General features: G+C 65.3%; 22 protein-coding genes. 10 read left to right on the top strand and 12 right to left on the bottom strand.

Annotation, left to right across the window (positions count from 1 at the left end; all coding sequences use genetic code 11):
* Nucleotides 1-2 precede the first annotated feature (2 nt).
* The 4 genes from EYW47_RS42595 to EYW47_RS26755 all read right to left on the bottom strand — a co-directional run bounded on the left by EYW47_RS42595 (nucleotide 3) and on the right by EYW47_RS26755 (nucleotide 5,220).
* Nucleotides 3-1,550, bottom strand: a complete 1,548-nt coding sequence (locus tag EYW47_RS42595; protein WP_338117844.1) for an efflux RND transporter periplasmic adaptor subunit — start codon at nucleotides 1,548-1,550, stop codon at nucleotides 3-5.
* A 396-nt stretch (nucleotides 1,551-1,946) separates the two neighbouring features.
* Nucleotides 1,947-2,288: a hypothetical protein gene (locus tag EYW47_RS26765; RefSeq protein WP_133197853.1), complete on the bottom strand. Its 342-nt coding sequence runs from the start codon at nucleotides 2,286-2,288 to the stop codon at nucleotides 1,947-1,949.
* 231 nt (nucleotides 2,289-2,519) lie between these two features.
* Entirely contained in the window at nucleotides 2,520-3,848 is a 1,329-nt protein-coding gene (locus EYW47_RS26760) for an MFS transporter (protein WP_133197852.1), read from the bottom strand.
* Between the two features lie 196 nt (nucleotides 3,849-4,044).
* Nucleotides 4,045-5,220: a M20 aminoacylase family protein gene (locus EYW47_RS26755; RefSeq protein ID WP_133197851.1), complete on the bottom strand. Its 1,176-nt coding sequence runs from the start codon at nucleotides 5,218-5,220 to the stop codon at nucleotides 4,045-4,047.
* A 123-nt stretch (nucleotides 5,221-5,343) separates the two neighbouring features.
* On the opposite strand from EYW47_RS26755, the gene EYW47_RS26750 reads away from it, so the two are divergent.
* Nucleotides 5,344-6,294, top strand: a complete 951-nt coding sequence (locus tag EYW47_RS26750) for a LysR substrate-binding domain-containing protein (RefSeq protein ID WP_133197850.1) — start codon at nucleotides 5,344-5,346, stop codon at nucleotides 6,292-6,294.
* Nucleotides 6,295-6,322: 28 nt separating this feature from the next.
* Here EYW47_RS26750 and bamA read toward each other — a convergent pair whose 3' ends face one another.
* The 3 genes from bamA to EYW47_RS26735 form a co-directional block, all read right to left on the bottom strand.
* A complete protein-coding gene (bamA, locus tag EYW47_RS26745) occupies nucleotides 6,323-8,572 on the bottom strand; it encodes an outer membrane protein assembly factor BamA (RefSeq protein WP_240763937.1) in 2,250 nt (749 codons plus the stop codon).
* A gap of 187 nt (nucleotides 8,573-8,759) precedes the next feature.
* Nucleotides 8,760-9,158, bottom strand: coding sequence for a hypothetical protein (locus tag EYW47_RS26740; RefSeq protein WP_133197848.1), 399 nt, complete (start codon nucleotides 9,156-9,158; stop codon nucleotides 8,760-8,762).
* A gap of 329 nt (nucleotides 9,159-9,487) precedes the next feature.
* Nucleotides 9,488-9,706 carry a hypothetical protein gene (locus EYW47_RS26735; protein WP_133197847.1) on the bottom strand — a complete coding sequence of 73 codons (219 nt, stop codon included), beginning with the start codon at nucleotides 9,704-9,706 and terminating at the stop codon, nucleotides 9,488-9,490.
* 59 nt (nucleotides 9,707-9,765) lie between these two features.
* Between EYW47_RS26735 and EYW47_RS26730 the strand changes: the two genes are divergently transcribed.
* Nucleotides 9,766-10,869 carry a phytoene/squalene synthase family protein gene (locus EYW47_RS26730; protein ID WP_133197846.1) on the top strand — a complete coding sequence of 368 codons (1,104 nt, stop codon included), beginning with the start codon at nucleotides 9,766-9,768 and terminating at the stop codon, nucleotides 10,867-10,869.
* Between the two features lie 61 nt (nucleotides 10,870-10,930).
* Here the strand turns inward: EYW47_RS26730 and mmsB are convergent, their stop codons facing one another.
* Together mmsB and EYW47_RS26720 are read right to left on the bottom strand one after the other, a co-directional pair.
* Nucleotides 10,931-11,821 (bottom strand): 3-hydroxyisobutyrate dehydrogenase, encoded by an 891-nt coding sequence (gene mmsB / locus EYW47_RS26725; RefSeq protein WP_133197845.1) that lies wholly within the window; start codon nucleotides 11,819-11,821, stop codon nucleotides 10,931-10,933.
* 41 nt (nucleotides 11,822-11,862) lie between these two features.
* A complete protein-coding gene (locus tag EYW47_RS26720; RefSeq protein ID WP_133197844.1) occupies nucleotides 11,863-13,389 on the bottom strand; it encodes a CoA-acylating methylmalonate-semialdehyde dehydrogenase in 1,527 nt (508 codons plus the stop codon).
* 282 nt (nucleotides 13,390-13,671) lie between these two features.
* Between EYW47_RS26720 and EYW47_RS26715 the strand changes: the two genes are divergently transcribed.
* Nucleotides 13,672-14,625, top strand: a complete 954-nt coding sequence (locus EYW47_RS26715) for a LysR family transcriptional regulator (RefSeq protein ID WP_133197843.1) — start codon at nucleotides 13,672-13,674, stop codon at nucleotides 14,623-14,625.
* Nucleotides 14,626-14,825: 200 nt separating this feature from the next.
* Here EYW47_RS26715 and EYW47_RS26710 read toward each other — a convergent pair whose 3' ends face one another.
* Both EYW47_RS26710 and EYW47_RS26705 read right to left on the bottom strand, forming a co-directional pair.
* Entirely contained in the window at nucleotides 14,826-15,209 is a 384-nt protein-coding gene (locus tag EYW47_RS26710) for a BON domain-containing protein (protein WP_133197842.1), read from the bottom strand.
* A 550-nt stretch (nucleotides 15,210-15,759) separates the two neighbouring features.
* A complete protein-coding gene (locus EYW47_RS26705; RefSeq protein ID WP_133197841.1) occupies nucleotides 15,760-16,641 on the bottom strand; it encodes a LysR substrate-binding domain-containing protein in 882 nt (293 codons plus the stop codon).
* A 114-nt stretch (nucleotides 16,642-16,755) separates the two neighbouring features.
* Here EYW47_RS26705 and EYW47_RS26700 point away from each other — a divergent pair, with 114 nt between their 5' ends.
* The 4 genes from EYW47_RS26700 (at nucleotide 16,756) to EYW47_RS26690 (ending at nucleotide 21,735) form a co-directional block, all read left to right on the top strand.
* The gene (locus EYW47_RS26700) at nucleotides 16,756-18,000 is read left to right on the top strand and encodes an MFS transporter (RefSeq protein ID WP_133197840.1); all 1,245 of its coding nucleotides are present in this window, start codon (nucleotides 16,756-16,758) and stop codon (nucleotides 17,998-18,000) included.
* A gap of 607 nt (nucleotides 18,001-18,607) precedes the next feature.
* Complete coding sequence (locus EYW47_RS26695) at nucleotides 18,608-19,309, top strand: carbonic anhydrase (RefSeq protein ID WP_133197839.1); 702 nt, start codon at nucleotides 18,608-18,610, stop codon at nucleotides 19,307-19,309.
* Nucleotides 19,310-19,842: 533 nt separating this feature from the next.
* Nucleotides 19,843-20,019: a hypothetical protein gene (locus EYW47_RS41035; RefSeq protein ID WP_165976682.1), complete on the top strand. Its 177-nt coding sequence runs from the start codon at nucleotides 19,843-19,845 to the stop codon at nucleotides 20,017-20,019.
* A gap of 276 nt (nucleotides 20,020-20,295) precedes the next feature.
* Nucleotides 20,296-21,735 (top strand): MFS transporter, encoded by a 1,440-nt coding sequence (locus tag EYW47_RS26690; RefSeq protein WP_133197838.1) that lies wholly within the window; start codon nucleotides 20,296-20,298, stop codon nucleotides 21,733-21,735.
* 78 nt (nucleotides 21,736-21,813) lie between these two features.
* On the opposite strand, the gene EYW47_RS26685 is transcribed toward EYW47_RS26690, so the two are convergent.
* On the bottom strand, nucleotides 21,814-22,839 hold the full coding sequence (locus EYW47_RS26685; RefSeq protein ID WP_133197837.1) for a VTT domain-containing protein: 1,026 nt from the start codon (nucleotides 22,837-22,839) through the stop codon (nucleotides 21,814-21,816).
* Between the two features lie 258 nt (nucleotides 22,840-23,097).
* On the opposite strand from EYW47_RS26685, the gene EYW47_RS26680 reads away from it, so the two are divergent.
* The 3 genes from EYW47_RS26680 to EYW47_RS26670 all read left to right on the top strand — a co-directional run bounded on the left by EYW47_RS26680 (nucleotide 23,098) and on the right by EYW47_RS26670 (nucleotide 26,124).
* Nucleotides 23,098-23,925: a helix-turn-helix transcriptional regulator gene (locus EYW47_RS26680; RefSeq protein WP_133197836.1), complete on the top strand. Its 828-nt coding sequence runs from the start codon at nucleotides 23,098-23,100 to the stop codon at nucleotides 23,923-23,925.
* Nucleotides 23,926-24,183: 258 nt separating this feature from the next.
* On the top strand, nucleotides 24,184-25,887 hold the full coding sequence (locus tag EYW47_RS26675) for an FAD-dependent oxidoreductase (protein ID WP_133197835.1): 1,704 nt from the start codon (nucleotides 24,184-24,186) through the stop codon (nucleotides 25,885-25,887).
* 51 nt (nucleotides 25,888-25,938) lie between these two features.
* Nucleotides 25,939-26,124, top strand: a complete 186-nt coding sequence (locus tag EYW47_RS26670) for a hypothetical protein (protein WP_133197834.1) — start codon at nucleotides 25,939-25,941, stop codon at nucleotides 26,122-26,124.
* Nucleotides 26,125-26,127: the final 3 nt, after the last annotated feature.

Here is a 26,127-nt window from a genome sequence, read left to right as displayed (position 1 = left end):
GCTCAACCTCCCGCTGCGGGAGAGAGCGTCACGTCCACACGGCGGGACTTTTCGGGCGGGTCGGCGGCCACGATCTTCGCGGGCTTGCGCATGTCGATGCGCGCGTTCTGCACGCCCGCGACGATCAGTGCCGCGCGCACGGTTGCGGCGCGCTCGCGGGCAAGGCGCTCGTTCTGGGCATAGGAGCCGCTCGCATCGGTATAGCCGGAAATCACCACTTGCGTAGTGGGCGATGCGCTCAGCTTTTGTGCAACCGCGGCGAGCGCCGTGGCCGATTGCGCGTCGAGGCTCGCGCTGCCCTGAGCGAAGTAAAGCGGCGTGGGGCCGGCCGCACTCGCGGTGGGCGCCGGGGCCTGGGTCGCCGCGCCTGCGCCTGCGCCTGCGTTCGCGTTCGCGGAGCTTCCAGCGTTTGCCGGCCCGGCTGCGCCGTTGCCGCCGGTGCCGGCGCTCTCTGCGCTTGCGCCGCTTGCAGCGCCGGCATCGGCTGCGCCGCCCTGCCCGCCGATATTCACGTCATCGGCGGGCGTGGGCACCAGATTCGCCTTGACCGGCGCGCCCGGCATCAGCTTGAGCGTGTTGTCGATCACGACGTGATCGCCCGCGTGCAGCCCCGAGCTGATCACCCAGTCGTTGCCGTTCCATTCGCCCGTCTCGACCGCGCGCTGCTGCGCCTTGTCGTCCTTGTCCACGGTCCACACGTAGGCGCCGCGCGGCCCTTGCTGCACCGCGACTTGCGGCACCGCCACTGCGTTCGCGCGTTGCGCGCCCAGCAGCTTGATGCGCACGAACTGCCCGGGCCGCAAGCTGCCCTTCGGGTTCGGCACCTCGGCGCGAATCAGATAGGTGCCCGTTTCTTCGCTTAGCGAAGCATCGGCAAACTTGATATGGCCGCGGGCGGGAAAGACGCTGCCGTCGGCCAGCACGATCACCGCTTCGAGCTCGCCAATCCCTGGCACTTTGAGCGAACCGTTCCTGGTCTGCGTGCGCAGGCTCAGCATCTCGTTCTCGGAGAGCGAGAAGTTGATCCACATGGGATCGAGCTTCGCAACGTAGGTGAGCAGGCTGTTGCTGGCGTCGATATACGAGCCGTCCTGCTTCTTCGCAAAGCTCGACAGGCCCGTGACGGGCGCCGTGATGGTGGTATAGCCGAGATTCAGGCTCGCGCTCGTGACATTGGCGCGTGCCTGCTCGAGCGCGGCGGCGGCCGCCTGCTGCTGGCCGATGGAGTCGTCGAGATCCTTCTGGCTCAGTGCGTTCTTGGCAGCCAGCGGACGCACCCGATTGAGATTGGCCTGCGCCACATCGAGCCGCGCCTTTTGTTGCGCAAACTCGGCGTGCGCGGCGTCCAGCGCGGCCTGGAACGGCTTGCGGTCCATCTGGAACATCACGTCCCCTTGATGGACCATCGAGCCTTCTTCATAGACGCGCTTTTCAAGAAAGCCATTGACGCGGGCGCGAATCTCGACCTGCTGCGAGCTTTCGGTCTGCCCCACGTAATCAAATACCACGGGTACGTCGCGCAGCGCGACGTTGATAACGTCCACATTCACAGGTGGCCGTGCCGATGCAACAGGCGTCTTGTCGTGGCACGCAGCAGCCCCAACCGCCAAACCCAAGGACAAGCACAAACGTGCCATCCGATTTCCGCTTGTCATGCTTTTTCTCCGTTATCGGCGATCTACGCTGGACCGACGAACTCGAGGCGAATCCGGTCATACCGGATGTGCTGCGCCGCCTGGAAGCTCGGAGCAAAATCTTACAGTGATTCCTTTAGGTGCACGATCAAAGTGGCCGTCAAACATCTCATTTTTGCCGGCAATCAATATCCATTACGCGCTGCGAAATAACTACGGCAAAGGTTGCATTTACAGCAACAAATCAAAATAGCCGGATTGCAACCATTTGAAGCACCTCGATGGGCGGCTCGTGCCGCCCCATGCCCTGGCTCACCGGCTTCGTTCGAGCCGCCTGATGGTCCCGAACTCGGCGCCCGGCAACGTGCGGATCAGCAGGGCCATGGCTTCGGGTACGCGCGCGCGTTCGAGCTCGACGTGGAGGCAGGCGAGGTCGCGGCGGCGGTCGATATCGATAGTGTGGATGCCCAATGCATCACCGAGCATGCCGTGCAGCACACTGCGCGCGAGCTGCGCGTCGCGCGTGGCGACGCGCACGATCATTTGCACGGTGACGAGGCGCGGCGTCGTGCGGCGCCTGTCGAGGCCAGGGCGCGGCGCAATCGGCATGGATGCCGGGGAGGAAGCGGGATGATGCGCGAGGAGCGATGCCATGTGTCGGGTGCGCGCCGCCCTCAGGCACGGCGCGCGTCTTGTTGAACATGGACCGATTGTAGGAAGCAGCATGCAAACGCCGCGTAAAGATATGCGCGGCGCACGCCAAAAACCTGTAGCGCGCCGCGCGGCCGTATTAGTCTGCCAAGTTGGCCTGCTATGTTGGCCTGCTATGTTGGCCTGCTATGTTGGCCTGCGAATCGGCCTGCGAATCGGCCCGCAAGGCCTGCCTCAGTCAAGCGGCCGGCCCGCCGGTTCCCGGATCAGCGGCAGCGCCAGCAGCGACACGGCTCCGCAGCCGATCAGATACCACGCCGGTGCGAGCGGGTTGCCGAACAGTTCGATGAGCCAGGTTGCGAAGAACTGGGCGAAGCCGCCGAAGATCGAGACGCCCACGCAATAGACGATGGACATGCCCGTCACACGGATCGACTGCGGGAAAAGCTCCGGCAGCATGACGATGTTGGGCACTGCGGTGAACGCAACGATGGCGCCCAGCACGGCCACGACGGCAAGCACGGTCGGCACCGTGGGCACCGAATGGATCAGCATGAATGCCGGATAGATCACCGCGATCAGCAGCACGCGCGAGTAGCCGAGCACCCGCTTGCGGCCCACGCGGTCGGACAGGATGCCGGCGAACGGCGAGCACGCGGCCGTGACGAGCGCAGCCACGAGCGCCGCGCTCATGCCCACCGACATCGGCAGGCCGAGGATCTTGATCGCGTAGGTGGACATGTAGAACAGCACGATATAGTTCGCCGCCGTGCCGCCGATGGTCGTGACGACACCCGCGACGAGCGCCGCGCGATGACGCGAAAAGATCTCGCGCAGCGGGCGCGCGGTCTCGGTCACGGGTGCGGCCATGTCCACGGGCTCGGCATGCTCGAGCGTTTCGTCGAGATGGCGGCGGATATACACGCCCACCGGCACGACCAGCATGCCGATCACGAATGGCACGCGCCAGCCCCAGCTCTGCAGCGCCTCGGGCGTGAGCGCCGACGAAAGCGCAACACCGAGCAGTGCGCCGCAGACCGCGTTGAGCCCCTGGCTCACGAACTGCCAGCTGCCGTAGAAGCCGCGCGTGCGGTCGTTGGCATATTCGAGCAGCATCGTTGTCGAGGCCCCCACCTCGCCGCCCACCGCGAAGCCCTGCACGAGCCGCGCGAGCACGATCAGCGCGGGCGCCGCGAGGCCGATCTGCGCGTAGGTGGGTGCGAACGCGATCATCGCCGAGCCGAGCGCCATGAGCCACAGCGTGAGCGTCATGGCCGACTTGCGGCCCGCGCGGTCGGCGTACGCGCCGATCATCACGCCGCCCAGCGGCCGCACGATGAAGCCCACGCCGAAGCTGCCCACGGCGAGCAGCAGTTGATTCAACGCGCCGTGCACCGGAAAGAACAGCGTGCCGATGGTCGTCGCAAAAAAGCTGTAGACCGTGAAGTCAAAAAACTCCAGGCCGTTACCGAGCGTGATCGCGGCGATGGCTTTCGCGCGCGATGCGCGCGTGTGCCCATGCGTGTCGGCGTTCGCCTGGGGTTGCAGTGGGGTGGCGTTCAACGTGGGTCTCCTGTCGACCAGAGTTAGCGCTTTAGCTGTCGGCCGGAGTTAGTGCTTCAGCACTTACTCCGGCCCCATGCAAAGCTCTTACTCTGGTCCCATGCTTCGCGGTCGGCGGGACCTGGTGCAGAGCACCTGGTCCCGTTCCATGCAAAGCTTATGTTTTGATCGAATGCGTCTCAGGCGATGGCCATGCTCAGGCGCGCAAGAAGCGCTCGGTGAGCTTCACCCAGTACGCGGCGCCCGTCGCGAGACAGTCGTCGTTGAAATCGTAACCGGGGTTGTGGACCATGCAGCCGCCTTCGCCGTCTCCATTGCCGATGATCAAATAGCTGCCCGCGCACTGCTCGAGCAGGAACGAGAAGTCCTCGCTGCCGGTGAGCGGCGCGAGATCCTCGATGAGGCCGTCCTCACCGAGCCAGTCGCGCGCGACGTCCTGCGCAAACGCCGTCATTTCCGCGTCGTTCACGAGCACCGGATAGCGGCGCTGGTAGTCGATGCGCGCTGTGGCGCCGTAAGCGCTGGCCTGTGCGTGCACGAGCGTCTTGATGCGCTCTTCGAGCAGGTCGCGCACCTCGGGGCGCAGCGCGCGCACCGAGAGCCGCATCTGCGCGGTCTGAGGAATCACGTTGGGCGCCTCGCCCGCGTGAATCGCGCCCACCGTGACGATCGCCATGTCGAGCGGCGGCACGTTGCGCGACACAATGGTCTGCAGCGCGAGCACCACGTTCGCGCACACCACCACGGGGTCGATGGCCTTGTGCGGCACTGCACCATGGCCGCCGCGCCCGTCGATGTCGATGATCACCGTGTCCGACGACGCCATGAACGGCCCCGGGCGGAAGCCGAGCTTGCCGGTGGGGAAGCCCGGCATGTTGTGCATGGCGAAGACGGCGTCACAGGGGAAGCGCTCGAAAAGACCTTCGTCGAGCATGCGCTTGGCGCCCCCGAGGCCTTCTTCGGCGGGCTGGAAAATGAGATGGAGCGTGCCGTCGAACGAACGCGATTGCGCGAGGTGCTTGGCCGCCGCGAGCAGCATGGCCGTGTGGCCGTCGTGGCCGCACGCGTGCATCTTGCCGGGCACGCGGCTGGCGTAATCGAGCCCCGTATTTTCCTGGATGGGCAGTGCGTCCATGTCGGCGCGCAGGCCCAGACGCAGCTTGCCAGTCCCCACCTTCAGCGTGCCGACGACGCCCGTGCCGCCCAGTCCGCGATGCACTTCGTAGCCCCATTGCGCGAGCCGCTCCGCGACGAGATCGCTCGTCACGAACTCCTCGAAACCGAGCTCCGGGTGCGCGTGGATCGTGTGGCGCAGCGCGATCATTTCCGCTTCGATATCCGCGATTGCGGTGGGAATTGCCATGGTGTTCATCCGTCGTCTCCTGCGTTCAAGCCATCCATTGCGTGACGGTTCAGGATAATGACGCCGTTTTGTTGCCGACAGTCCTAAAATGGTTAGCCCGCCAACCGCAGGTTATCACCCGGGTTTTCCCTTATGAAGTTCCATCAGTTCCGGGCGCTCGTCGCGATGGCCGATACCGGCAGCATCCGCGCGGCGGCGCGCGCGCTGGGCATTTCGCCGGCGGCCGCCACCAAGGCCGTGCGCGAGCTCGAGGCGGAGCAGCAGATCGCGCTCGTGACGCGCAACGCGAACGGCATTGCGTTCACCGACGCCGGCCAGGCGCTGCTCGTGCACGCGCGGGCGATCGTGCACCAGATGTCGCGCGCCCAGGACGAGCTCGACGCGCGGCGCGGCCGTGGCGGCGGCAAGCTCTCGATCGGCGTGACGCCCTGGCTCGCGCTCTCGTTCCTGCCCGACGCCGTGACGCGCTTTCGCGAGCGCATGCCCGGGATGCAACTGGAGTTTTATGAGGGACTGCTCAATATCGTGATGCCGCGCCTGCGCGACGGCACGCTCGACTTCTCGCTCGGCAAACCCGGTCTCGCCTCGCTGCACGCAGAATTCACGCAGACCCCCATCTTCGCCACCGAGTCCGCCGTGGTGGTGCGCAAGGGTCATCCGCTCGAACATGCCCAGACGCTCAAGGAACTGCAGGACTGCGAATGGCTGCTCAACTGGGATCCGGCCAGCAAGGAGATGGTCACCGACGACGTCTTCCGCCGCCACGGCCTGCCGCTGCCGCGCACGGTGCATCTCGCGCACTCGTTCGTGGTGGCCATGGGGCTCATCATGAACACCGACATGGCGAGCATCTTTCCCTGGCCGCTCGTGGAGACGCGCTTCGCGCGCGATAACCTGCGCGCCCTTGCGCTTGCCGAGGAAGTGGACCGCACCGTGGTGAGCGTGGTCGCGCGGCGCGGCGTGCCGCTCTCCGCCGCCGCCGAGTGCTTTCTCGCCTGCCTCAAGGAGGCGATCCGCGCGGGCGAGGCCTCCCAGGACCCCGAGCGGCGCCGGCTCTACCACTCGCTCGAGCTGCTGATCTGAAGCGCCAGGGCGGGCTCGCAGGCTTCGCCTAGAACGACGTGCCGATCTGGAACTGGAACTTCTGGTACTGGTCGCCCGCGTGCTTGACGATCGGGAAGCCGAGGTCGAGCTTGAGCGGGCCGATCGGCGAGATCCATTCGAGGCCCGCGCCGTAGCTGTAGCGCAGCCCGTTCGCGCCAATGCTGTTGCCTTCGGTGCCCCAGACGTTGCCGCCGTCCACGAACGTGAACACGCGCAGTGTGCGGTCGTAGCCCGTGCCCGGCAGCGGGAAAGTCAGCTCGATATTGCCGACCACCATTTTCGAGCCGCCAATCGGGTCGCCCGTGGATGCGTCGCGCGGGCCCAGCGAGCCCGACTCGTAGCCCCGCACCGAGCCGATGCCGCCCGCGTAGTAATTCTTGAAGATCGGATACGGCTTGCCGCCGAGCCCGTTGCCATAGCCGCCCTGAAAGTTCACCCCCAGCACGAAGCCGCGCGCAAACGAGTAGTAGTACTGCATTTGTGCATCGGCCTTGTAGTACTGCGTGCCGATGGGGGTGCCGTACTCGGCGTTGGCCTGGGCGAAGTAGCCGCGGCTCGGCACGAGCGCGCTGTCGCGGTTGTCGCGCGACCAGCCCACCGTGAACGGCACCGTATTCGAGACCCGCCCGAATTCGTTCACATAGTCCTTGTACGTCTGCGGCGTGTTCGCGTCGATGTCGAGACGGTCCTGCTCGATGCCGAGACCGAAGTACACCATGTCGGTCTCCGAGAACGGAATGCCGAACTTCGTGTCCGCGCCGTACGAGATGATGCGAAAGCTCGTGTCATTCGTGCTCGAATAGTAGAGCGGCTCGGTCGTGCGATAGTAGACGTCGGTAATGCGCTTGATCCCGTCGATCGTGAAATACGGGTCGATCTGCGTGACCGAGAGCGTGCGATAGGTGGTGGCCGTATTGACGTTCAACGACAGGCTGGTGCCGGAGCCGAACACGTTATCCTGCGAGATGCCCGCAGAGATGATGGGGCCCTCGCCCGAGCCGTAACCCAAGCCCAGCGAGATCGTGCCCGTGGGCTTCTCGGTGACCTTCACGTCGATATCCACTTCGTCCTGCGTGCCTTCCACCGGCACCGTCGTCACGTCGACGTCGGTGAAATAGCCGAGCCGGTTGACGCGGTCCTTCGAGAGCGCGAGGCGGTTCGAATCGAACCACGAGCTTTCGAGCTGGCGCATTTCCCGGCGCACGACTTCGTCGCGCGTGCGCGTGTTGCCGATCACGTTGATGCGGCGCACGTACACGCGGCGCCCCGGATCGACCTGCAAGGTGAGGTTCACCGTATGGCGCACCTGATCGATCTGCGGCTCGGCGTTGACGGTCGCGAAGGCATAGCCGTATTCGCCGAGCTTGTCGACGAGCGCCTTCGTCGTGTCCTTGAGCTTCTGCGCGGAAAAACGCTGCCCAGGCTTCACGCCAATCAGCTTCTTGAGCTCCGCTTCGCGGTCGAGCAGATTGCCTGCGAGACTCACGCCCGAAATCGTATAGGGCTCGCCCTCATGTATCGACACGGTCAGATACATGTCCTTCTTGTCGGGCGAGAGCGACACCTGGGTGGAGTCGATGTTGAACTCCAGGTAGCCACGGTCGAGATAGTAGGTCCGCACGTTCTCGAGATCGCCGGTGAGCTTCTCTTTGGAGTACAGATCGTTCTTCGTGTACCAGGAGAACCAGTTCGGCGCGGAAAGCTGCATTTCGTCGAACAGCGTGCCCTCGCTGAACACCTTGTTGCCGATGAAGTTGATCTGGCGGATCTTCGCGCTCGGCCCCTCAACCACCGAAAACAGCAGGCCCACGCGGTTGCGGTCGATCGGCGTGACCGTGGTGGTGACTTCGGCGGCATAGTAGCCGCGCGTGAGGTACTGGCGCTTGAGCTCCTGCTCGGCCTTGTCGACGAGCGCCTTGTCGTAGCTGAGCCCCGGCGAGAGCCCGACCGACTTGAGCGCCTTGGTGAGGTTGTCCTTGTCGAACTCGTGAATGCCCGCAAAGTCGATGGTGCCGATAGCCGGCCGCTCCTGCACCTGCACGACAACCGTGCTGCCTTCAGTGGCAATGCGCACGTCGCTGAAAAAGCCCGTGGCGTAGAGCGCGCGAATCGCTTCGGAGGCCTTGTCATCGGTGAAGGTGTCGCCCTGCTTGATCGGCAGATACGCGAACACGGTGCCGGGCTCGATGCGCGTCAGCCCGTCGATGCGGATGTCCTGGACCACGAAGGGCTCGGTGGCGTGCGCGGTGGCGGCCATGCCAAGACCGAAGCTGGCGAAAGTCAGCGCGCGAGCGTAGCGCGTAGTGGTTGAAACCGTCATGCAGGAGTTCGGGAAAAAGGGCCAACGGAAAGGCCGCGCAGCCGTGCGCGACTCGACAAGCGACACGCGGCGAAAAGCGTTCGCACTCTTGAAGGAAGGCGCGGAAAACCGCGCACGGGCTGCGCTATTGCATGCGCGCCCTGCCCGGCCGCCGCGGCGTGGCGAGCCCGGTGGCAAGCGTTAGCACCTCGGTCATATGCGCCGCCTGCGCCGGGTGCAGGCGAAACGAGAGCTCGGCGCCGCCGGGCAGGCGAAAGCTCATCACCAGATGCTGCACGGCGCCCGACTCGCGCCCGACTTCCCACGCCTCGCAGGGCATGGCGAACTTCACGCTCGCGGCCTTGTGGCGGATGCGCTCGGAGCAGCCAATCGCGTTGGAGAGCGCGGCCAGCAACTCGTGCATGACCGAACAGTGCAAGGCGACGCTGTCCGGCTGATTGCCGTTGACCATCAGGTACTGACCGTCCGCGCTCAACTCGAAACCGCGCAGCGAATCGATGGCAAGTGACGTAGACGTGGACATGGACGGCGCTCCGTGACGAAATGCATCGGCGGAGTCTAGTCGGCGCGGCGCAGCGTCCAGTTACGCGGGCGTTACGTGCATTACTTTCATCAATATTGCCGCGCCGGCCATGCGCCTTGACCCACGCGGCCGAGACGGCCTGTATCGCGCGGCTTCCCGCCGTTCAGATTTCCGCTTCGGCTCGTTCGCCATAGCGGCTCGAGAAACACGCGGTAATCGAGACGATTACGAAGCCCGACAGCATGCAGACAATCGAATGAACAGCGGCTCATGGGGCCATGTCGGCCCGAAAGCTTCTTGTGTGCCACATCGGCGCGATGCGGATCGTTTCAGCGTGGGCGGTCGGTTGCAAACCCATGCTCATGGAACACGCTCGCGGGTGCCTGAACGGCGATCGCGCTTAGCGCAAAGCACTGCCTGATCGCGCAGGCATCGCGTGTTTCAGCGAGCCGCGTGAGCATGACCTTTCCGGGCGGCATGCCCGCGATGCGCGCAACGCCCTCGGCAAAGCGGACCTGCAAGTCGAAGAACGCACGATCGAGTCTCACCGGTCCCCCTTTTCTCGTCCACGCTACAATGCGGCTGCCGTTCCACTGCCCCAACCGACATGCAGAATTCTAATCGGGCCTTCCTGCTCGGTCCGTTGCTCAAAGGCGTTTCCCGCTCGTTCTACCTCACGATGCGCGTGCTGCCCGCCGGGATGCGCGATCCCGTGGGGGAGGCGTACCTGCTCGCGCGCGCCGCCGACACCATTGCCGACACCTCGCTGATCCCGCCGCCCCAGCGGCTCGCGCTGCTGCTCGCGCTGCGCGAGCGCGTCAATGGCACGGCCCCGGGTGGCGCGTCCCCAAGCACATCCCAGGCCGCGGCGCACGACGACGCCTTGCAACGCATCGCCGGCGAAGTCGCGGGCCAGCAAACGCAATCGGACGAGAAGCTGCTGCTTGAATCGCTTGGCGGCGCGCTCGACGTGCTGGCGCAACTCGACGATGCCGACCGCACCGCCGTGCGCGAGATCGTCACGACGCTCACGGAGGGCATGGAGTTCGATCTGAACACCTTCCCCGACGAACGCTCAGGCAAGGTGGCCGCGCTCGGCACATGGGACGCGCTCGACCGCTATACGTACCTCGTTGCGGGCTGCGTGGGCGAGTTCTGGACCAGGATGACCTATATGCATCTACCCGGCACGCTCGCCCCTGCGCTGCGCGAAACCATGTACCAGCGCGGCGTGCGCTTCGGCAAGGCGCTGCAAATGGTGAACGTGCTGCGCGATTGCGGCAAGGACCTGCGCATCGGCCGCTGCTACCTGCCCGCGACGATGCTCGCGCAGGCCGGCCTCACGCCCGAGGACCTGCTCCACCCCGGCACGTCCGCGCGCGCCCGGCCGCTGATGTTCGGGCTCGTGCGCATCGCCCTCGATCACTTCCGCGCGGCCATCGACTATACGTTCGCGCTGCCGCGCCTGTCCGTGCGTCTGCGGCTCGCGTGCCTGTGGCCGATCCTCATCGGACTCGAGACGCTGGAGCTGCTGGTCGGCAATGAAGACTGGCTCGATCCCGCGCGGCCTTCCAAACTCACGCGCAACGACGTCTATCGCATTCTCGCGTGCTCGACGCTAATGGCGCCTTCCAATGCGTTGCTCGATATGTGGTTCAAGCGGCTGCTCGCGCGTATCGAAACGCGCATTGCCGCAATCGAGAAGGCATAAAGGAAAACGGCGCGTGCTGTAAACAGCACGCGCCGCGACACTACGATCCGAGCCGCTTTAGTTAGCCCTTCTCGCCGCGATACAGCTTGATGATGGCCGAGAAGTCGAGCTTGCCGTCGCCGCGGCTGCTCATCGCCTGATAGAGCTGCTGCGCGAGCGCGCCCATATAGGCGGGCTGGTGCACGCTCTTCGCAGCGTCGGTGGCGAGGCCCATGTCCTTGAGCATCAGGTCCGTGCCGAAGCCGCCCGTGTAGCCGCGCGACGAAGGCGCCGTCTCGATCACGCCCGGGAACGGGTTATACGTGTCCGAGCTCCAGCAGCGGCCCGTGGACGTATTCATGATGCCGCCCAGCACCTTCGAGTCGATCCCGAGCGCCTCGCCCAGCGCCATCGCCTCCGCCACGCCCGCCATGGTGACGCCGAGCACGAGGTTGTTGCAGATCTTCGCCACCTGCCCCGTGCCCGTCTCGCCGCAATGGACGATGTTCTTGCCCATGCCGGCGAGCACGGGCTTCACGCTTTCATAGAGCGCGGCGCTGCCGCCCACCATGAACGTGAGTGTGCCCGCCGCCGCGCCGCCCGTGCCGCCCGACACCGGCGCATCCACGAACGCGTTGCCGTGCGCCGCGGCGAGCGCACCGAATTCCTTCGCACTCGCCGGATCGATCGTGCTCGAATCGATGATTGTCACGCCCTTCGCAATGCCCGCCAGCACGCCGTCTTCGGCGCTGAGCACGGTGCGCACGTGCGCCGCCGCGGGCAGCATGGTGACGACCCATTCGGCGCCCGTGGCGGCCGCCTTGGGCGTTGCGGCCCGCGTCGCGCCCGCATCGGCGAGCGTCTGCATCGCCTCGGCGCTCAGATCGAACACGGTGAGCGCGTGCCCCGCCTTGATCAGATTGAGCGCCATGGGCGCGCCCATGTGGCCCAGCCCGATGAAACCGATTTTCATGAGCGATTCTCCCTTTATGGTTAATCAGGCGCTGCGGCGCTTCAGTGCAAGTTGATCGTCGTGTTCACGCCGGTGTTGATGGTGGCATCGTCGAACCAGCGCGCCGTCACGGTCTTGGTCTGCGTATAGAACTGTACGACCTGTTTGCCGTACGGACCAAGGTCGCCGAGCTTCGAGCCGCGCGAGCCCGTAAAGCTGAAATGCGGCACCGGCACCGGAATCGGAATATTGATGCCCACCTGGCCGATATCGATCTCGTTCTGGAACTTGCGCGCCGCCGCACCGCTTTGCGTGAAGAGGCCCACGCCGTTGCCGAACGGATTCGCGTTGACGATGCCAATGGCCTCGTCGAGCGTGTTCGCGGTCAGCACGACGAGCACCGGCCCGAAGATCTCGTTCGTGTAGATGTCCATATCGGTCTTCACGTTCGTGAACACCGTCGGGCCGACGAAGTTGCCGCTTTCATAGCCGGGCACCTTCACGTCGCGGCCGTCGAGCGCGAGCGTGGCGCCCTGCTTCACGCCCGAGTCGATCAGGCCCAGAATGCGGGCCTTCGCGGCACGCGAGACAACGGGGCCCACATCGGTCTTCGGCTCTTTGCCGGCGTTGACCTTGAGCGTCTTCGCTTTCTCCACGAGCTCGGGCACCCATTGCTGCGCCTCGCCCACGAGCACCACCACCGAAGTGGCCATGCAACGCTGGCCCGCCGCGCCGAATGCCGCGCCCACGAGCGCGTTGAGCGCCTGCTCGCGGTTGGCGTCCGGCAGCACGACCGCGTGGTTCTTCGCGCCCATCATCGACTGCACGCGCTTGCCGTGCTCGCTGCCGAGGCGATAGACATGCGTGCCCACGGCCGTCGAGCCCACGAACGAAATGGCCTTGATGAGCGGATGCGAGCAGATCGCATCGACGACTTCCTTGCCGCCGTGCACGACGTTTAGCACACCTGCCGGAATACCCGCCTCCACGGCCAGCTCGACGAGCTGCATCGTGGATAGAGGATCCTGCTCGGAAGGCTTGAGCACGAAGGTGTTGCCGCAGACGATCGCCATCGGGAACATCCACAGCGGAATCATCGCGGGAAAATTGAACGGCGTGATGCCCGCGCAAACGCCAATCGGCTGCTGCAGCGTATAGGTGTCCACGCCGCCGGCCACGTTCTCCGCGAACGCGCCTTGTTGCAGCGTGCCGATCGAGCACGCGTGCTCGACCACTTCGAGGCCGCGGAAGATATCGCCTTCCGCGTCGGGCAGCGTCTTGCCCTGCTCGGCAGTGAGCGTCTGCGCAATGCGCGACATGTTCTCGCGAATCAGCGCCTGCAGCTTGAGCATGATGCGCACGCGCGTGCCGATCGGCGTGTTCTTCCAGGTCGCGAACGCGGCATGCGCACTCTGGACGGCCTTGTCGACTTCCTCGACGGTCGCAAACGGCACGCGCGCCAGCACTTCCTGGGTAGCCGGATTGACGATGTCGCGCCATTCGGTGGTTTTCGATTCGACGAACTCGCCGTCGATCAGCAGCTTGACGGTCGAGACATGAGCGTTGGATGCCTGGGTGACTGCGTTCATCTTTAACTCTCTCTGAAAGGTCTGAACGGGCCGGCCTGAGCCGGATATGCAGGATTACGATCTAATTGACGGGTGCGCCAGCCGTGCTGCGAACGCATCGGAATGCGTGGCGGGGATGGAGTCGCGCGTGAGAAAGCCAATCTTGTCCGCCCCTTCGGGGGTCGACTGCATGAGCATCGGGTGTCTCCATCCTTGTTATAGACGACCGCGTATTGCAGAGGTCTTGAACCGAGTATAGTTATTCGAATATCCACGGTATAGAGACGAAAAAGCCCATCCGATATGCAAAAAAGCACAACGAGACCGATGGAGACGCTGAACTGGGACGATTTACGCTATTTCCTGGAGGTCGCGCGCACCCAGCGCGCCAGCGGCGCGGCACGGCGCCTCGGCGTCGACCACACAACGGTGGCGCGCCGCGTGCGCGAGCTGGAAGCGGCGCTGGGCACGGTGCTGTTCGACAAATCGCGCTCGGGCGGCTTCGTGCTGACCGCCGAAGGCCAGCGCCTGCTGGCCTATGCGGACACCATCGAAAGCACGGTGCAGTCGGCGAGCGAGCAGTTCGCGCTCGGCGCGCAATCGCTCTCGGGCCACGTGAGGGTGGGGTCGACCGAGGGCTTCGGCTGCTTCTTTCTTGCGCCGCAACTGGCACGCTTCACCGGCAAGCACCCCGACATGTTGATCGATCTGCTGCCGGTCCCGCATTTCGTGAGCCTCTCGAAGCGCGAAGCCGATCTGGCGATCATGCTCGAGCGCCCCGAGCGCGGCCAGTACGTCTATACGAAGCTGTGCGACTATCGCCTGCGCTTATATGGAACGCCGGAGTATCTCGAGCGGCACGCGCCCATTCGCACGGCGGCGGACTTGCGCCATCACGCGTTCATCAGCTATGTCGCCGATCTCGCCTTCAGCCATGAGCTGCTCTACCTCGAACGCACCGCGCCCAATGTCACGGCAAGCCTGTGCAGCACGAGCGTGATCGCGCAGTATCATGCCGCGCTGCAAGGCAGCGCGCTCGCCATCCTGCCCTGCTTCATGGCCGAGCCCGACCCGCGGCTCGTGACGATCCTCCCCGAAGAGATCGTCGTGACGCGGCGTTTCTGGCTATGCAGCCGCGAAGATCTGCGCAAGCTGCGGCGCATCACGTCGCTCTGGGATTATCTGCGAGCGGCCGCCGACGCGAACCATGCGCTCCTGATGGGCGAGTCGCCGCAAATGCACTACATCGATCCCTGAGTGCACCGGGGGCGCCAATGAAAAAGCCGCACATGCAATCCTCTGCGTTGATTGCATGTGCGGCTTCCAGAGTGAACCCGGCTCGAGCCGGACCGGGTGAGTCCAGACCGCTGCGCGCCCGGTCCTGATGCATTCCCGGCGCGGTTCACACGACGCAGGCCAGCCGCACAAGGCGACCGGCACGCGTCGTATCCCGGCGATCAGGTCCCGACCGGGCGGATCGTCAGCGCGTTCTTGACCGAGGTCACGCCAGCGACGCCCTTCGCCACTTCCGTGGCGCGGTCGACCTGGTCTTGCTCCGGCACCGTGCCTTGCAGGATGACGGCGCCGTCCTTGGCGCGCACGGTGATGTTGGCCACGCTGATGTCCTTGTCCTTGGCGAGCGCCGCGCGCACCTTGCGCGAGAGCGCACGGTTGGCCGCCTTGGCCGACTTGTACTGCGCCTTCGACTGCTGGGCCTGGGACTTGGCGGCATCGGTCGCCCCCGGGGCGGGCGCGCTTGCTGCGTCTTGCGCGTACACGTGGAGCGAGGCGGCGACCAGCATCGTGCCGGCTGCCAGTTTGAACGCCTGAATAGCCTTCATGCGGTTTCTCCTGTTGTCACAGTTTTTTGATGGCCCTCGAGGGACCCGTGCACTACACACCATTCACTACCGGTAAACAGACGCTGCCAATGCGGCTGATCTCGCCGCGGAGATCGCATTGGGGAGTAACGATACTCCATTTATTTCGAACTTGATGTGAAAGGTGTCGCTGCCACCATTTCGCCCGAATGCACTTTACCTCCACTTCAGCTCACTCCGCAGAGGATTCACGGGGGCCAACCCACGGACCCTGCAACCCGCGCCAGCACGCCGCTTCACACGCCGGAACGGGCTCAGATCAAGAAATGCTATTGAATAGCATTTACAGCAAACCCATTCCCTTCACGGACGGCCAACACAATCATTTCGGAAAATGAGTCAATCAGGTGCATGCGCCGTGAATAACAACCGCATTCGCCCGCAATTTGTCCATTGGACTCGTGCAGCATTGTGCGTCCTTATCGACGAGCAACGCTTGTCGATAAGATGCCGTTGACAGGCGCGGACACAGGTTTTACCCGCATTTACTCATGCAAGGAAATAGCGCTTGTCAATTGACGAGCTGGGCTTTCACCCAGCGGTAGAACTGCTGGATTGCCGCTTCGCGCGGATGGCCCTCGCGCCACGTGAAGTAATAGTCCAGCGATGCGGGAATGCGCACCTGCCCCAACTGCACCAGCTCGCCGCGATCGATGAAGCGGCGCGCGAGCTGCAGGCGCGCCGTGGCCGCTCCTTGCCCGGCCACCGCGGCCTGCAGCAGGAGGCCGGCGTCGTCGAATACCGGCCCGCGCTCGGGCTCGTCTCCCGCCACGCCTGCCGCCTCGAAGAAGTCGAGCCACGAGCGGCGCGAGAAACGCAGCAACGGCATGGAGGCGAGATCTTCCATACGAAATGCCGGGTAGCGCGCGAGCAGAGCGGGGCTGCAGACGGCCACCACCTGGTCGTCGAGCAGCTTGCGGATCTGAAAACCCGGCTCTTCCACGCGCCTGTGCCAGATGCCGATATCGAATGGATAGGGATCGGGCGGCGTGACGTCGGCGTGCATGCGCAACGACAGATCGACGTTGGGATGGCGGTCGTAGAAGTCGCCCAGACGCGGAATCAGCCAGACCGAGGCGAAATCGGACATCACGCTCAGTTCGAGCCGCGTCACGCCGCTCACGCCCGGACGTGTGGCATCGAGCGCGTCGCGCAAGCCTTCGAGGTTGCGCCGCACGCGCTCGGCAAGCTGCGCACCGGCCGCCGTGGGGATCATGCGGCTGCCCGCGCGGCGAAAAAGCTCGACGCCGAGCTCCGCTTCGAGGGCGCGCAGGTGATGGCTCACCGCACTGTGCGTCAAATGCAATTCTTCCGCCGCGCGGCTGAAACTGCGCCGGCGCGCCGCCGCTTCTAGCGCGCGCAGGGCCTGCAAGGGAGGGAGCGGTCGTGACATGACGTCAAATTCTACTCACAATCGCGGCTGAAATCTCTCGCTGGCCTCGCGGCCGGCTTCTCGCCAATAATCGGGACCCAGCCATTCGATCCGCTTTCGGGCCTCGCTCGCATCATGACCGCACTTAGATTGCGCGTATTCGCCGTTTTTGCGCTCGGCTATTTCATTTCGTACCTTTTTCGCGGCGTCAATCTCGGCTTCGCGCCGTTCCTGACGCACGAAATGGGCCTTAGCGCCACCGATCTGGGCACGCTCACGAGCCTCTATTTCCTGGGCTTCGCGGGCGCCCAGATCCCCGCCGGCGTGCTGCTCGACCACTTCGGCCCGCGCCGCGTGACCGCGTGCGTGATGCTGGTGGCCGCCGCCGGCGCACTCGTGTTCGGCCTTTCTCACAGCATGGCCGCGATGATGATTGGGCGTCTGCTGGTTGGCGTGGGCGTGTCGGTGTGCCTCGGCGGCGCGTTCAAGGCCACAGCCCAGCACTTCCCGGTCGCCCAGCTCACGCTCGTCAACGGACTCGTGATGGCCGTTGGAGGCCTCGGCGGCGTTGCGGTCGGCGCCCCGCTCTCCTGGCTGCTCACGATTGTGCCGTGGCGCAACGTTAGCGTCGGACTCGCCGTGCTCACCGCGGCCGTCGCCACCATCATCTGGATCGGCGGCCCGCGCACGCGCGACACGCACCACCAGGCGAGCGTGCTCGAGCAGTTCAAGGGCACCGCGCACATCCTGCGCAGCCATGCGTTCTGGAAATCCGCGACGTTCTCTGCCTTCACGCAGATCGTGTTCTACGCGATGCAGTCGCTGTGGGTAGGCGCGTTCCTGCGCGACATGGCGCCCGCCGGCACGACCGAGGTGGCTTCGCGCGCAGCCTCGCTCGTTTCCGTGCTCGGCGGCGCGTTCATCGTCGGCAACATCGGCTTCGGTGCGCTCGCGCGGACCTTCGAGCAATACGGCGTAAGCGTCGCACGCTTTTCTGGCGTCACGATGGGGCTCTTCGTGCTCGTCCAGGTGCTGCTCGCGGCGCGCGTGCCGTTGCCCGCCGCGTTCCTGTGGGCCGCGTATGGCGCGCTGGGCAGCACCGGCATCCTCACTTATGCCGTGCTCGCCGAACACTTCCCCCCGCGCCTGATCGGCCGCGTCAATACCACATTCACGCTCGTCATCTTCATTGGCATCTTCGTCGCGCAGATCGCGATTGGCGCAGCGCTCGGCCACTGGAGCGCCGTGGACGGCCACTATCCCGTCGTCGCGCATCAAGCGGTGTGGACCGGCCTGATCGCACTGCAAGTGCTCGCCGGCGTGTGGTATTTCATGCCCGGCCGGCGCGCCGGAGCCGCGCGCCACGCCGTGGAATCCTGAGGCGCATCGGCGCGCGAGCGTCACCCTGGTCCCGTGGCCAGACCAATCAATTCGATATCCGAAGTAAATACCAGCGGCGTGGAATCAGCCCGGCAAGTCGATCCCGCTGTGTGGCTCCGGAGCAGGCGCCTCCGACATTTCTCTACCGCCCCTCGCATATATTTTTGCGTCAAGTACAATCCTGCCCCGCCAGCCCCGGTGGACGCACGTCTTCGGACCTCGACATGGCTCGCGGGGGCTACGCAAGGTTCACCAGAGCACTCGCGCGAGCCAGGTCGACCGACTGGCCGGTCGTATGACGAATAAGGCACAGCGCGTAGCGCACCGAAGCCCGATATTCAGGCTCGACGTTGCATAACCCGCGCCTTGTGCGTGAGACAGTACGTATTTGAGGCCGGCAGACCGGTGCCGCGCGGCAAGCTCGTGCGCGATACCGTGTTTTACGCGCAGATGACCACTCGCACAGGCATGTGACGAGCGGAAAACGGGAAAACGTACGTTCGGACGGAACTTTCCGAACCGAAACGCGGCGGCCGGACGCGACTCGGCGTAAACTTCCGCTGCTGCCATTCGAATGTGTCGATTCATGATAAAGAGAGAAACATCCATGCCAGACCATCCTCACTCGCACGACGTCCACTCCGAATCGTGCGGCTGCGATTTGCTGCACCTCCTCAACGGCGTGGATGAGTTCGCTCGTAACGTGTTTCCAGGCGACAAGGAGCTGTTCCGTAGCCTTGCCCACAGCCAGTCGCCGCACACGCTGTTCATCACCTGCGCCGATTCGCGCGTCTCGCCAGAATTGATTACGCAGACGCGTCCCGGCGAGCTGTTCGTCTGCCGCAACATCGGCAATATCGTGCCGGCCTACGGGGAAATGCTCGGCGGCGTCTCGGCGGTGGTCGAATTCGCCGTGCTCGCGCTGAACGTGCGGCAGATCGTGCTGTGCGGCCACTCCGACTGCGGCGCCATGAAGGGTCTCGCCGCCGGCCCCGAATCCACGGCGGAGATGCCCACCGTGCAAGCGTGGCTGCGCAACGCCGAGGCGGCACGCAGCGTCGTGCAAACGCGCGGGCTGAACGACGATCAGATCGTGCAGGCGCTCGTCGAGGAAAATGTTCGCCTGCAGCTCACGCACCTGCGCACCCATCCGGCGGTTGCGGCTCGCGTGGCGCAGGGCCAGCTCCAGCTGCAGGGCTGGGTGTACGACATCGGTCACGGCACGATTTCCGTTTTCGACGACACCCATGGCCGCTTCGAATCCCTCGGCTCGGCGCGCACCCGGCTGCTCAAAGACACCACGGGTTAAACCGCCCCAACCCGCCCAGCCTTCCATGCATCCCGCGAAATACCGATGAACCGGACCACGCCGACGAGGCGTCGTCCGGTATTGGCGCTCGATTGCATCAAAATTCGCAACAAAGATTTGAGCCAGCCGCATCAACCAGGTATTTACCCTGGTGCGGGACATGACTATACTTGCGCCCGTAGTACCCGCGGCGGCCTGCCGCATCAGAAGAAAAATTCCGGAGGTTGCTTGCTCATGCAGTTCGCTTGCCTGCCGTATACGCCGCCCGTCTCGCCTCATTCCCGTTTTATCCGCAGAACTTTCGCAATCGAAAGACGATCGCCCGCGCCGCGCTGACGCCCGGCACGTGTATCCCGCCGTCGCGCACGCACGAGGCGCGGCTGGCAACTCAGGCCCACTCCACGTCTAGCGCCGCCTCGTTCGCAGCAACATGCACAGCGACCAGCGGCTCGCGCACTGGCGACCGGTAAAGGGCTACGCACTCGCGACGGGCCGAAAGCCCGAAAGCGCCCGAATACCGAAGGAGTCATGCCGTGGAATCCGCCCTCAACCCGCCCGCCAAAGTCGAAGTCAAGCTGCTCCTGCATCCGCACGACCATCACCGCGCACTTGCCATCGCCAAAGCGGCGAATCTGGCCGAGCGTGACTTCTTCGCGCTGGCCATTCATCTCGGGGCCGCGGAGATCCTCCGCTCCACCGATACGAACTAGCCGCGCGACGCCACCGGGCAGCGACCGCGGCTGCGGCGCGCCCATCGGCCAACGAGCGCGCCCCGCCGCCCGCCGGGCCGATGCGGAGCACGAACGCCGCTGTACAGATGCGCTTTCCTATCGGAAACTGTGGCCTTTCCAGTGGGCCGCGCGCAGCAATCTTCCGACCCACGACATTCCGATCGGAAACTTGCCCGCCGACCGCCTCATGATGCGCCCTTCGCTCTGCCCCTCGCCCCCGATGCCGCGCTTCCAGCCCCGCCACGAGGCGGCGCGATGAACGACGATGCACGCAACAACCCGGTAAGCGCCGCGTCGGTCGGCTGGCTGCCCTACATCGTCGCGGCTACGTTCTTCATGGAGTACCTCGACACCACGGTGATCGCCACAGCGCTGCCGCAAATGGCGCATTCGTTCGGCATTGGGCCGAACAGCCTCAGCCTCGGCGTGACCGCGTACATGCTCGCGCTTGCCATCTTCATCCCGGCAAGCGGCTGGGTGGCCGACCGTTGCGGCTCGCGCACCGTGTTTTTCGGCGCGGTGGTGACCTTCACATTCGCCTCGGTGCTCTGCGGCATCTCGCAGAATCTCTGGGAGTTCGTCGCCGCGCGCGTGCTGCAAGGCATCGGTGGCGCCATGATGGTGCCGGTGGGCCGCATGATCGTGGTGCGCAGCACCGACAAGAGCCGCCTGATGCAAGCGATCTCCACCATCACCTGGCCAGCCATTGCGGCGCCCGTGGTCGGGCCGCCGGTGGGCGGCTTCATTACGACCTATGCGTCGTGGCGCTGGATCTTCCTGCTCAACATCCCATTCGGCCTTGCCGTGCTTGCGGCCATCGCGGCCGTGGTGCCGAATCTGCGCAGCGAACAGCGCCGGCCGCTCGATGTCGTCGGACTCGTGCTGAGCGGGGCTGCGCTCACGGCCATACTCTACGGCGCGGAACTCGCGAGCCAGGCGGGCTCGAGCCCATGGCGCGCGGCAGCCCTCGTGGGTGCCGGCGTGCTGATCGGCGCCATCGCGTTCTTTCATGCGAAACGCCATCCGCATCCGCTTGTGGACGTTTCCACACTTGCGATTCCGACTTTCTCCGTCACGGTCGTGACGGGCTCGATCACGCGCATCGGCATTGGCGCGGCGCCCTACTTGATGCCGCTGCTGTTCCAGATCGGCTTCGGGCTCTCCGCGTTCAAGTCGGGGCTGCTGCTGCTCGCGAGCGCGCTGGGCAATCTGGGCATGAAAGCGCTCACGACGCGCATTCTCGAGCGCTGGGGCTTTCGGCTCGTCGCGGTAGTCGACGTGGCGCTTGCCGGCGCTTCGATGATCGCGTGCGGCATGCTCACGCCCGACGCGCCGCTCGCCATCGTGCTGATCGTGATCTTCGTGTACGGCGTCACGCGCTCGATGCAATTTTCGACGCTCGCGACGCTCGCCTACGCCGACGTCGCGCAGCCGCAGATGAGTGCGGCCAGCACGCTGTGGAGCGCGGCTGCGCAAATGACCAACGGACTCGGGATCGCGTTTGGCGCGCTCGCGCTGCGCGTCGCGGCAAGCGTCAACGGCGAATCGAGCGGCCGTGCGTTCACGCTCGACGATTTCCGCCTGGCGTTTTTGAGCGCAGGCGTGCTCACGCTGCTTTCGATCTGGGGCTATGCACAGATGGCGCGCGACGCGGGACGGAACGTGGGCGGCGGCTCGCGCCGCCAGCGCGCCTGACGACACGGCCGATGCACACGATGCGGGGGCCCGCTGCAGCGGAACCGACGCAACGGACCGCGACTAAGCGTGAGCGAATTACTCTGAAATGCTGGCCCGAACCGTGAACTCCTGTTCGGCGACGGCTTCGAATTCCTCGTCCTCGCGCGCATGCGCGGCATGGAATTCGGAAGAAAGCGGCTCGACGGGATAGCCGTGGCGCTCCCACGCGTCGAGGCCGCCCTTGAGCGCGTGAGCATGATAGATGTGCTTGCTGCGAAGTTGGCTCACGATGCGCTTGGCCGTCGCCTCGTTCGGGCACACGCAATACACCACGATGGGCCGTGCGAGCAGTTCGGGCGCCAGCGCTTCGCTCGAATCGAGATTGAGCGGCCGCGCGCCCGGAATGCGCCAGGCCTCCTTTTCGCGCACGCTTTGCGGCCGCGCATCGAACACGACAGGCGGCACAGGCGACTTCATCATCTCGTCGAGCTGATCGGGCGAGATGCGATGAGTAGCCAGCCAGCGGCGCAACTGCAGGCGGCGCCCCCAGCGCCAGGCGAGAAACAACAGGCCGGCCAGCGCGAGCACGTCGAAGATGGTCCAGCCGTTGGCGCGCACGAACATCGCGAAGCGGGCAATTTGCGCGTGCATGGCTGCGCCGCCGATGAGCCACGTGCCGGCCCATAGCGTTGCCCCCACTGCGTCCCAGAGCAGAAAGAGACGCACGTCCATCGACGTCGTGCCAAGCAGCGGCGCGGACATGAGACCCAGACCGGGCACGAACTTCGCCACCGCGAGAATGGGCGCACCGTGGCGCTCGAACACGTTGCGCGCGACACGAATGGTCGTATCGAGAGAAAGCGAGAAGCGCACGAGTGAATTGAGCAGGCGGCGTCCACGCATGCGGCCCGCCGTGAACCAGAGCGAATCGGCGAACAAGGTGGCAACGATCGCCGCCAGCAGCAGACTCCCATACGACGCCTCGCCGCCCGCCGCCATCGTGCCCGCCAGGATCAGCACCGGCGCGGCGGGAACCGGCACGCCGAGCTGCGTCACGAGCACGCTGAAAAATACCGCCCCGGTACCGAAATCGGGTGGGATGGCGGTGGGAAGCGTCCACATATCGGGATTTCCTGCGCGAAGACGTTTTGATCAGAAAGGAAACTTGTGTGCAGGTGCAGCACGAAGTATGGAGATTACCCTAACTGGACGCTTTCTTGCTTGCCGCTCGACTGCCGGCTCACTCCGGGTGTCACGCGTCGAACCGGCCCTTTTCTGGCGCGCTTGGCGTTCTGGAAGGCTTACGCAGACGTGCGAATCGGTGCTACTCTGGGCTGCCCTGCCATAGCAGCCGATTTCCGCCGTTTTCCCTTCAGAAACATGCGTCACTGGCGTCTTGACCGACCGAGACAAACGGGCCAATTCGACCTGTCTCGCGTCACCAGCCTCATCTCCTCGATTGGCCGCGACGACACCAACGCGCTCGCCACCGAGGTCCTCAACATGCTCGGGCCAGCCACCTCGGTGTCGCAATGCACGGTGTTCGCGTACGAATTCGGCAACCGTCCGCGTACTGTTTCGGTCGCCGACCATCGCGGCGGCCGGTTCCTGCGTGACGTCGCCGACACTTATTCGCGGCTCTTCTACGCACTCGACGGCAATCAGCAGATCGTCGGCGGCGACTCGGCCGGCAAGCCGGGTTCGTCACTGGTGCTGCACTGGCAATCGAGCGAGGACATCGCTCACGACGGCTATCGCCACGCCTGCTACGCCACGCCCAATGTTTCCGATCGGCTCTCGTTGCTGCTGCAACCCGCCGCCGATATCTGGCTTTCGGTGAATCTCTATCGCGAGCGCGCTGCCGGCAATTTCCAGCCAGCCGAGGTCGAGCTGGTCGAGTCGCTAGCACCGCTGATCGGTGAGGCCACGAAGCATCACTACGCCCTGCGCGGCCAGAGCCAGATGGGCATTCCGCAATTGATGCTCGCGCGCCTGCGCGGCCTGTGCCCGGCGCTTTCGAAGCGCGAGCTCGATGCGCTGCGCGGCGTGCTGGAAGGCAGAAGCGCCGCCGGGATCGCCGAATGCATGGGCGTCAAGCCGAGCAGCGTCGTGACCTATCAGAAGCGCGCGTATCAGCGCCTCGGCATCTCCAGCCAGCGCCAGCTCTTCGCGCTCTGCCTCGCCAACGACAAGAGGCCTGAGGGTTAAACGCGTCACCGCGCGCTGCGTCCGCGGCGCCTGCCGGCACGCTGTACCCAAAATGAGGACAGCGCCGCGCCTGCCTCGCTCCATACTGCATGCATCGCGGCCGGCCTTGCGCCGGGCCCCGATAGCGCGGCGGCCCCGCGCGGCGCACCTTTTACGGTGCGCGAGAAAAAATTTCCAATCGGAGTCGTCTTCCCTCATGCCTCGTTTCGCCCATTCCCCGATCGGCAACGGCCCCGCCACGCACGGACGCGCCGCACCATGAACACCGAATTCAAGCCCTATCCGTTCGAGGCGAGGCACTACGACGCCCGCCTGCCCGAGCTCGTCGACGGCCGCGAACAAGCGCGCCATCCCGTGATGATCGTCGGCGGCGGCCCGGTCGGCTTCGCCATTGCGCTGGGACTCGCGAAGCACGGCGTGCGCTCGGTGCTGATCGAGGCCGACGAATCGGTCTGCTACGGCAGCCGCGCGATCTGCATTTCACGCCGCAGCCTCGAGATCATCGAGCGTCTCGGCGCGCTCGACGGCTTTCTCGCGAAGGGCCTGCCGTGGACGGGCGGACGCAGCTTCTATCGCAACGACGAGGTCCTGCACTTCACGATGCCGCAGGACGAAAACCAGAAGCTGCCGCCGATGGTCAACCTCGCCCAGTACCACATCGAGCAGTTCCTGCTAGACGCGGCCGAGCGGCATGCCGACCTGATCGAGATTCGCTGGCGCACCCGCGTGACGGCCGTGCAGCAGGACGCGCACGGCGCAACGCTTACGCTCGCAACGCCCGCAGGTGATTACGAGGTCCGGACCGACTGGCTCGTCGCCGCGGACGGCGGGCGCAGCACGGTTCGCGACGCGCTGGGCCTGAAGCTCACCGGAACGAGCTACGAGGGCCGCTACGTGATCGTCGACATCCTGCTCGACAGTGCGCGCCCCACCGAGCGCCTCGCCTACTTCGACCCGGCCTCGAACCCGGGCTCGACCGTGCTCGTGCACAAGCAGCCCGACAACGTCTGGCGCATCGACTATCAGCTACGCGACGGCGAGGACGCCGAAGAGGCCGTCAAGCCCGAAAACGTGATGCCCCGCGTGCAAAGCCTGCTGGACATGATGGGCGAGACCGCGCCGTGGTCGCCCATCTGGATCACGATCTACAAGGCCAACGCCCTCACGCTCGAACGCTATCGCCACGGCCGCGTGCTGTTCGCGGGCGACGCGGCGCACCTCGTGCCGATCTTCGGCGTGCGCGGCGCGAATTCGGGCATCGACGACGCCGACAACCTCGCGTGGAAACTCGCCTGGGTGGTGCAAGGGCGCGCAAGCGCGCGGTTGCTCGACAGTTACTCCGACGAGCGCGTATTCGCGACGCACGAGAACCTGAGCTACGGCACGAAGAGCACCGAATTCATGGCGCCTCCCTCGTTCGCATTCGAGCTGATGCGCACCGCGGTGCTGAGCCTCGCGCTCGCGCATCCAGGCGTGCGCTCGCTCATCAACCCGCGTCAGACCTCGGCGATTGCCTATACGGCTTCGCCGCTGAACGCGGTTTCCGATACGCTCGCCAGCGGCCCGGCGCCCGGCGCGGTGCTGCCCGAATGCCCATTGTCGATCTTCGACCGTGGCTCAATGAGCGAGGGCTATCTGACCGATCTCGTCGGACCATGCTTTACGGCGCTCTATTTCAGCGCAAACGGCGCGGTGCCACCCGCCGTCGACGCGCTCGATGCGGCATTCGCCTCGCGCGACGTGCCGTTCAGGCTCGTGCCGCTCACGCAGCACGAGCCCGCCGACGTGACGCGCCGATGCGGCTGGGACCACACGGGCCGGCTCTTCCCGATATACGGCGCCGCGGCGGACACGCTCTATCTCGTGCGCCCCGACGGTCACGTGCTCGGCCGCTGGCAAGGCGCCGGCGACACGCTGGCGCAACGCGCGCTGGACGCGCTCGATCACGCATTGCGTGCCTGAGGCACGTTGCCCACACCACCGAAAACGATGCAACCAGGACTGGAGAACGTCATGACCGACAGTGAACTCGACATGGTCTACACACGGCTGTGCAAGACCATGACCGAGCTTGGCGAGGCCAACGCCCCGCTCTTCCTCGCGCGCTTCGCGCTGCTCGCGGTGGAGCGGATCGGCAACGCCGAGACCTCGCTCGGCCTGATCGACGCGGCCCGCGAGGGCATGTCGATGCCGCAATAAGGC

The sequence above is a fragment of the Paraburkholderia silviterrae genome (genome assembly GCF_004353915.1).
Classification (GTDB): Bacteria; Pseudomonadota; Gammaproteobacteria; order Burkholderiales; family Burkholderiaceae; genus Paraburkholderia; species Paraburkholderia silviterrae.
The sequence above is the reverse complement of the archived record's forward strand: the minus strand, read 5'-3'. Positions and strand labels throughout refer to the sequence as shown.

What these genes read in the sequence shown, in the direction of transcription:
- EYW47_RS26690 (WP_133197838.1), top strand. Translation starts at nt 20,296, where the DNA reads ATGAACGACGATGCACGCAACAACCCGGTAAGCGCCGCGTCGGTCGGC.
- EYW47_RS26670 (WP_133197834.1), top strand. Translation starts at nt 25,939, where the DNA reads ATGACCGACAGTGAACTCGACATGGTCTACACACGGCTGTGCAAGACC.
- EYW47_RS26685 (WP_133197837.1), bottom strand. Translation starts at nt 22,839, where the DNA reads ATGTGGACGCTTCCCACCGCCATCCCACCCGATTTCGGTACCGGGGCG.
- EYW47_RS26715 (WP_133197843.1), top strand. Translation starts at nt 13,672, where the DNA reads ATGCAAAAAAGCACAACGAGACCGATGGAGACGCTGAACTGGGACGAT.
- EYW47_RS26675 (WP_133197835.1), top strand. Translation starts at nt 24,184, where the DNA reads ATGAACACCGAATTCAAGCCCTATCCGTTCGAGGCGAGGCACTACGAC.
- EYW47_RS26705 (WP_133197841.1), bottom strand. Translation starts at nt 16,641, where the DNA reads ATGTCACGACCGCTCCCTCCCTTGCAGGCCCTGCGCGCGCTAGAAGCG.
- EYW47_RS26700 (WP_133197840.1), top strand. Translation starts at nt 16,756, where the DNA reads ATGACCGCACTTAGATTGCGCGTATTCGCCGTTTTTGCGCTCGGCTAT.
- EYW47_RS26755 (WP_133197851.1), bottom strand. Translation starts at nt 5,220, where the DNA reads ATGAACACCATGGCAATTCCCACCGCAATCGCGGATATCGAAGCGGAA.
- EYW47_RS26730 (WP_133197846.1), top strand. Translation starts at nt 9,766, where the DNA reads ATGCAGAATTCTAATCGGGCCTTCCTGCTCGGTCCGTTGCTCAAAGGC.
- EYW47_RS26680 (WP_133197836.1), top strand. Translation starts at nt 23,098, where the DNA reads ATGCGTCACTGGCGTCTTGACCGACCGAGACAAACGGGCCAATTCGAC.
- EYW47_RS26710 (WP_133197842.1), bottom strand. Translation starts at nt 15,209, where the DNA reads ATGAAGGCTATTCAGGCGTTCAAACTGGCAGCCGGCACGATGCTGGTC.
- EYW47_RS26750 (WP_133197850.1), top strand. Translation starts at nt 5,344, where the DNA reads ATGAAGTTCCATCAGTTCCGGGCGCTCGTCGCGATGGCCGATACCGGC.
- EYW47_RS26720 (WP_133197844.1), bottom strand. Translation starts at nt 13,389, where the DNA reads ATGAACGCAGTCACCCAGGCATCCAACGCTCATGTCTCGACCGTCAAG.
- mmsB (WP_133197845.1), bottom strand. Translation starts at nt 11,821, where the DNA reads ATGAAAATCGGTTTCATCGGGCTGGGCCACATGGGCGCGCCCATGGCG.
- EYW47_RS26740 (WP_133197848.1), bottom strand. Translation starts at nt 9,158, where the DNA reads ATGTCCACGTCTACGTCACTTGCCATCGATTCGCTGCGCGGTTTCGAG.
- EYW47_RS26765 (WP_133197853.1), bottom strand. Translation starts at nt 2,288, where the DNA reads ATGGCATCGCTCCTCGCGCATCATCCCGCTTCCTCCCCGGCATCCATG.
- bamA (WP_240763937.1), bottom strand. Translation starts at nt 8,572, where the DNA reads ATGGCCGCCACCGCGCACGCCACCGAGCCCTTCGTGGTCCAGGACATC.
- EYW47_RS26695 (WP_133197839.1), top strand. Translation starts at nt 18,608, where the DNA reads ATGCCAGACCATCCTCACTCGCACGACGTCCACTCCGAATCGTGCGGC.